We start from the raw sequence: 5424 nt of genomic DNA, 5'->3' as shown, positions 1-5424 counted from the left end.
AAAACCACAACTATGGCCCATCTCACCGCACGGGTGCGGACCAAAAGATACGAGCTGATCTGGCTCCACGTCCTGTTGGAATTCCCCTTCATCCTTGTCCCTTTGTCCGAGAGAAATCGTCCTCGCTCCCAAACTATTTATTATGATCTTGGAATCCATTAAGTTCAACTGGAGAACAAATAGGACAGGACCTCGTGTGGGGTTGCCGAAACGTCGTGAGGTGCGTTTAATCAATCGAAGGGGTAGCTTTGTGGATGATTTCATCACGGTTCGTGCGTCTGCTGTCACATATTCGCCTGTTTTGTGCACTAAGACTATGAAGTTCATTTGTCAGGCAGGTGGTCAAAACGAAGTCTTTCTTGAGCACCTGGGTCTCAGGAGTTGATGTAGCTCGGTTCGGCTATTCCCTTCTTGGAGCAGAGCAGCCCGGCTGATGTGACGAGGGTGAGAGCGCGCTCTAGTCCTCTGTCAAGGAAAGGTAGTCGCTGACAGGCCGACCGAAGAGACTCTAGCCAACACCCCTTTACTCAAAGAACACGGACTGGCTCCCCCAAGAAACACTCAGTGAGAAGATGCTTCCAGTTCGAGGCTGATGTCTAGGGCCTTCGCCGAGTGAGTAAGGGCACCGATCGAGATCAAATCAACCCCTGTCTCGGCCACCGCCCTCACGTTGTCCAGAGTAATGCCTCCGGAGGCCTCGAGGATAACCCGTCCTCCGACTGACTTCACGGCACGGCGCATCTCCTCCACACTCATGTTGTCCAGCATGATGATATCCGCCCCAGCCTCGACGGCCTCGACGGCCTCTTCGACAGTAGTTACCTCCACCTCGATCTTGAGCATGTGTGGAGCATTCTTCTTGGCCAGGGCAATAGCTGCTTTCAGACCCAGCCCTCTGGCACGCAGCGCCGCCAGGTGATTATCTTTTATGAGAATACCGTCCCCAAGATGCGACCGGTGATTGTAACCGCCACCAACCCTGACAGCATACTTTTCCATAAATCTCAGGCCAGGGGTAGTTTTCCGGGTATCCACAATGCGGGCATTAAACCCCTTGATCGCCTCCGCGTAACGATGTGTCTCCGAAGCTATACCGCTTAGCCGCTGCAGGAAATTGAGGGCTACCCGCTCGGCCCTGAGGATACTGCTTACTTTCCCTTCAACTTCGGCTATCGTAACACCCGATTGCACTTCACTGCCATCTCGAAGCTGCAGGGCAAATCGAAGTGAGGAATCAACTCTGTGGAAGGCCACCCGGGCTACTTCTGTGCCTGCTAACACACCACGGGCCTTGGCAATTATGGAAGCCTTGCCTTCCAGTTCAGCCGGTATGATTGCCCGCGTGGTTACATCGCCGGAGCTCCAATCTTCAGCCAGAGCCCGGTCAACGATCTCCTCTATTTGCCTCCCATCCATCCCCAACCCCTAATCCCTCCGGAGTACAATGTGCTTCAGCCAATCGGGAGACGACTCCGGGTAATCTGTGCGAAAGTGGGCTCCACGGCTTTCCTTCCTTATCAAAGCGGCCTCCGCCATCAATCGACCCGTCAGAACGAGATTGTTCAATTCATATGAGCTGCGGTCAGAAGGTTTTTCCAGGGTCTTCTCCCAGGCGGAAACGGTGTTTGCCGCCTTCTCCAATGTATCTCCGGAGCGCATGATCCCGACATTCTCCCACATCAATGTCTGGAGAGCAGTACAACTGAGCAATGTCCCTCCTGAGAAGTTCCGCTTGGGGAGGGAATAATAGCTTTGTTCCCCCATACCTGCTGTGTCTTCAGCAGGTCTCTCTTTGGGTTTCTGTACCACCCGCTTACTAAACACCAGAACCTCAAGCAGCGAATTGCTGGCCAACCTGTTCGCCCCGTGGAGTCCGGTACACCCCACCTCACCCACCGCGTAGAGTCCACTGATGTTGGTCTCCCCCCATGTATTTGTCTTGACACCACCCATCATGTAGTGAGCAGCCGGAGCTACAGGTATGAGTCCCTTAGTGATATCCAGCCCGTGTTCCAGGCAGAAACGATAAATATGAGGAAATCGTGTGGTGATTAACTGGTAAGGCAAATGTGTTATGTCAAGAAAAACCCTGTCGCTTCGGGTCTTTTGCATCTCATAGAGAATGCCTCGGGTCACAACGTCCCGAGGTGCCAGTTCACCCCCAGGGGTATAATCCGGCATAAAGCGATATCCCTCCACATTTCGGAGAATTCCGCCCTCTCCCCTGACAGCCTCAGAGATGAGAAATGGATGCGTCCCAGGCAGGCGGACTGCCGTGGGGTGGAACTGGAAGAACTCCATATCCTGGATCTCGGCGCCAGCACTGAAGGCAAGCGCGACCCCATCGCCAGTGGCTACCTCCGAATTGGTTGTATACTTGAACAAGCGTCCGGCACCACCTGTAGCCAAAACCAGGTTGTGGCAAAGGAACTCTTCAACAGATCCGGTACGGCAATCGAGAGCTCTAACACCCCTGACAACACCCTTTTCAACCATGATCTCAGTGGCCAGGCAATATTCCAGGACCTCTATTCCCGCTTGGCGCACCCTCCGGCTTAGGGTAACCTCTATATGTTCACCAGTGGCATCACCACCGGCATGCAGGATGCGAGGCACCGTATGAGCTGCCTCCTTAGCCAGAGCAACTTCACCATTAACCGTGTCGAAGGGAACACCGAGATTGATGAGGTCAGCAATGCGGTCAGCAGCCTCAGCTACCAAAAGGTTTACCGCCTCCGGATTGGACAATCCGGCTCCGGCAGCAATAGTATCATGGAAGTGAAGCCGGGGAGAATCGCCTTCTCCTATCGCTGCAGCAATACCTCCCTGGGCATGCTTGGTGTTGCAGTCATCAATACTCCCTTTGGTCAGGATCAATACGCTGCCCTGTTTTTGCGCCAGCAACGCGGTGTAGAGCCCTGCAATGCCACTCCCGACAATCATATAGTCATAGGTCATTATCTATACAGCCCCCGAGAACCAACGATTGAACATAGCACCATTTGTCCTGGCTGTGCCACTCCATTGAATCTCGAAGGGGCGTTCAGACTCCGAAACACAATGGAGATAATTCGAGAAGCGCTGCAACCTAGTAGGCTAGGCGCTCTGGGCCTCCAGATGCCGAGCGAGCGCTTCTCTATGGAAGTCAGCATCACCAAACGCAATCTCGGCTGCCTTGGCGCGTCTGGAGTACAACTGCATGTCATGATCCAGAGTAAAGCCTATTGCTCCGTGAACCTGATGCCCCAGATAGACAACCCGCCGATAGGCTTCGCTGGTCCAAGCCTTAGCTGCAGCTACTTCCATGTCACAAGATGCCCCTTCGCTCAATTTCGAAGCCGCCAGGTAAGTCAGGTATCGTGCAGTATCAACGTCTATTACCATATTGGCACAATGGTGTTGAATAGCCTGGAAAGTGCCGATAGGATGGTCAAATTGTACCCTCTCCTTAGCATAGCTCACCGTCATCTCGAGAACCTGCTGGGCACCACCTGCCATCTCCAGGCTCTTGGCCACAGCCGCTCTCTGCAGTGCCTTGCTCACCACATTCCAGCCCCTCCCAACCTCCCCCAACACATCCTTGGCAGGCACTCCAACATTATTAAACACCACCTCACATTGCTTGTCCTTCGCCATAGAAGGAAGCACTTTGCAGATCACACCCGGGCTTTCATTCTTTACCAGAAACAGGGTGATCCCATCCTCTGGATTCCGCCCTTTCCCTGTTCTGGCAATACATACTATCCAGTCAGCCACATGCGCGTTGGGCACAAACAGTTTAGTGCCACTGATAACATAGTGATCCTTGCTTGAGGTAGCTTCAACGGCAATGCCAGATGCATCGTATCTGGCGCTAGACTCAGTGAGGGCCATTGTCATGACCATTTCACCATTAGCTATAGGAGTCAGGAATTGCTGCTTCTGGGCTTCGTTTCCAACCTCCAGGATAGTCAAACCACCCAGAACCACTGTAGGCAGGAAAGGGCTGGGCAGGCAGGCACGCCCCATCTCTTCTAGAAGCACACCCAGATCGAGAAAACTTCCCGCGCCACCACCATACTGCTCTGGGAAGGGCAATCCCTGCCAACCGAGTTCCGCCATCTTACGCCATAGCTCTGGCACATGACCCTTCTCATCAACCTCCATCTCTCTCACCAGCTTCTTGGGACACTCGGTGACCAGGAAATCCCTGGCCATCTTTTTCAGCATTTCCTGCTGTTCAGAAAGCCCTAAATCCATAATTGCCACCTCTCTTTTTCGATTATGACCTGCTCTTTTCACGTTGGTACAATTGACTAAGTATAGCAAAGATGCAGGCACCAGGTCTAAACACACCAGATGAGCCTGTTCAGCAACTGGGGATTGCAGAGGGGCAGAAGCCCATTTGCCGGGGGCTTGGGGGTGTCCCCCGATACTGGGGGACTACAGGGGGTTGAAAGAGTTGATAAACAGCCTCATCGACTCTGAAACAGCTTGCATCCTATAGGTATTTTTTGACACACGAGCCCCATCTGCTGTAAATTTGTTAATAATACAAGTGTCATTCCCCAGTGGTACAACCAACACCAGGTCAGCCAATATTCTGGAACAAAAGGAGGAAATAGCAGATGACGATGTGGGAGAGAGAGAGGATGCAGTCCCCAAGACCAGCGTCGCCGTTGTACTGGAGACTCAACCCGACCGTCTACCAACTACTGGGTTCAAAGTGCTCCGACTGCGGCCATATTACCTACCCGCAGACCAAGGTCTGCCACAAGTGCAGCAGTTTCAATCAGAAGGACTTCCAACTGAGCAAGTCGGGGAAGGTGCACACCTTCTGCATCAACTGGACACCTCCACCCGGCCTTGAGCCGCCGACCGTCAATGTCATTATCGATCTGGACGGAGGTGGCCGGTATGTGGGCCTGCTCACCGAGGTCTCCAACCCGGACGAGGTGAAGATCGGCACCAAGGTCCAGATGGTGTTCCGAAAAGTGGTTAATGATAGCGGGCTGGATGTCTACGGCTACAAGTTCAGACTGGTAGAGGAGGCCTAGCATGAGCATCAGAGGCAAGGTAGCCATAATCGGCGTAGGCATGATCCCCTTTGGAGAACTCTTCCACAAGGGCCTCGAGAACATGATACAGGAAGCCTTCATGAAGTGCGTCAAGAGTGTCGACAAGGGGTTCGACCCGAAGGACATCAAGGCGGCCTGGTTTGGTCAGTGGAGCGGCGGCGGCATGATCGGGCAGGGTTCGCGTGAAGGCACCACCCTGGGCACGGTACTGGGACTCCGCGGCATCCCCATCAGCAGGCTGGAAAACGGCTGCCCCACGGGAAACGACGTCTTCAGAAACGCTGTGCTGGGCGTAGCTTCCGGAGCCTACGATGTCGTTCTGGCCCTCGGAGCGGAGAAGATGAGAGACAAGCCCGGCGTGGAATCA

General features: G+C 53.7%; 5 protein-coding genes. 2 read left to right on the top strand and 3 right to left on the bottom strand.

What is annotated here, in order from left to right; genetic code table 11:
• Window positions 1–561: 561 nt before the first annotated feature.
• The 3 genes from nadC to NTZ04_08620 all read right to left on the bottom strand — a co-directional run bounded on the left by nadC (window position 562) and on the right by NTZ04_08620 (window position 4239).
• A complete protein-coding gene (nadC, locus tag NTZ04_08630) occupies window positions 562–1416 on the bottom strand; it encodes a carboxylating nicotinate-nucleotide diphosphorylase (GenBank protein ID MCX5992371.1) in 855 nt (284 codons plus the stop codon).
• Window positions 1417–1425: 9 nt separating this feature from the next.
• Window positions 1426–2958 carry an L-aspartate oxidase gene (gene nadB, locus NTZ04_08625; protein ID MCX5992370.1) on the bottom strand — a complete coding sequence of 511 codons (1533 nt, stop codon included), beginning with the start codon at window positions 2956–2958 and terminating at the stop codon, window positions 1426–1428.
• A gap of 138 nt (window positions 2959–3096) precedes the next feature.
• A complete protein-coding gene (locus tag NTZ04_08620; protein ID MCX5992369.1) occupies window positions 3097–4239 on the bottom strand; it encodes an acyl-CoA/acyl-ACP dehydrogenase in 1143 nt (380 codons plus the stop codon).
• 368 nt (window positions 4240–4607) lie between these two features.
• Between NTZ04_08620 and NTZ04_08615 the strand changes: the two genes are divergently transcribed.
• Both NTZ04_08615 and NTZ04_08610 read left to right on the top strand, forming a co-directional pair.
• On the top strand, window positions 4608–5036 hold the full coding sequence (locus NTZ04_08615) for a Zn-ribbon domain-containing OB-fold protein (protein ID MCX5992368.1): 429 nt from the start codon (window positions 4608–4610) through the stop codon (window positions 5034–5036).
• 1 nt (window position 5037) lies between these two features.
• Window positions 5038–5424 (top strand): thiolase family protein (locus NTZ04_08610; GenBank protein ID MCX5992367.1); only part of this gene is annotated, 387 nt, incomplete at its 3' end.

This window comes from Chloroflexota bacterium (genome assembly GCA_026389585.1).
Lineage (GTDB): Bacteria > Chloroflexota > Dehalococcoidia > UBA2247 > RBG-13-53-26 > JAPLHP01.
The sequence above is the reverse complement of the archived record's forward strand: the minus strand, read 5'-3'. Positions and strand labels throughout refer to the sequence as shown.